Annotated in this window: 1 protein-coding gene and 2 pseudogenes; all 3 read right to left on the reverse strand. The window is 62.2% G+C overall.

The window, feature by feature from the left end; genetic code table 11:
- Positions 1–196, reverse strand: a pseudogene (locus tag AC1DYD_RS41415) (IS256 family transposase); the annotation flags it as partial.
- Positions 197–211: 15 nt separating this feature from the next.
- On the reverse strand, positions 212–949 hold the full coding sequence (gene fghA / locus AC1DYD_RS41420; RefSeq protein ID WP_478178500.1) for an S-formylglutathione hydrolase: 738 nt from the start codon (positions 947–949) through the stop codon (positions 212–214).
- Between the two features lie 3 nt (positions 950–952).
- Positions 953–1,147: pseudogene (locus AC1DYD_RS41425) on the reverse strand (S-(hydroxymethyl)glutathione dehydrogenase); the annotation flags it as partial.

The following is a 1,147-nucleotide window of genomic DNA, read 5'->3' on the forward strand; positions in this document are numbered from 1 at the left end:
CCAGGTGGTGCGACATCTCGGCGCCCAGAGCGCGCTCGATGAGCGCCTTCTTGAACGCGGCCGTCGCCTCGTTGACGGCCTCGCCGGTCATCGGGCCCGAAACAAACTGGTCAATCAGCTCTTTGGGAATCGACGGCAGTGCCGCCATCCTGGCGGCGATCGCCGCGTTCTTCGCTTTTGTCTTGCTTACTGGCATACATGCTTCCTGTGGTCATGTTATGCCTCGAACACAAAATTCAGGACAGGCTCGCTCGATCAGATACGTGTCAAGCAGTCCTTGATCGACGAGCACACCTTTAGGCCAGGGTGCAGTACCTTGCCGCCGCATCAGCGCGCTGGCATCGTGCTCTCGCCATAGCGCCTGGTCTTCGCCGAGGTAGCTCGCGAATGCCTTTCTGCCCCATGGCACTTCCGATGACGCGCAGACAGGTGCGAATGCCGACACCGATCGGAATTTTCCGGGATGCCTCAGCGCCAGCGTCAAGGCGCCGTGTCCACCCATGGAGTGGCCGAAGATGCCTAGGCGATCGCCGTCGATCGGTAGCTTGTCGTTGATGGCTGGTAGCAGCTCCGCCACCAGATAGCTTTCCATGCGCCAATGCTTGGACCATGGCTCCTGCGTCGCGTCCAGATAGAACCCGGCGCCCACACCGACGTCCCAGCTGCCGGATTCACCAGGGATGCCAGTGCCGCGCGGACTGGTATCGGGAGCGAGGAGGGCGATTCCGAGTTCCGCAGCCAGGCACTGTGCCCCGCCCTTGGTAGCGAACGTCTCTGCCGTACAGGTCAGGCCCGCCAGGTAAAGCAGACCGGGGACCTTCTCGAGCGCGCATGCCGGCGGTAGGAAAACCGAGAAGCGCATGGGTAAGCCGATGACGCATGACTCGTGCTCATAAAAGCGCTGCACGCCGCCGTGGCAGGCATGCTCCGAGACAACCCTGAAACTCATCGCTCAGTACAGCACGACGCCGCGAATCGACTCGCCGCGCTTCATCAGGTCGAAGCCCTTGTTGATGTCCTCCAGCGGCATGGTGTGCGTGATCAGGTCGTCGATGTTGATCTTGTTCTCCATGTACCAGTCGACGATCTTCGGCACGTCGGTGCGCCCGCGCGCGCCGCCGAAGGCCGAGCCTTCCCACTTGCGGCC

This window comes from Variovorax sp. P4_B11, from assembly GCF_056402355.1.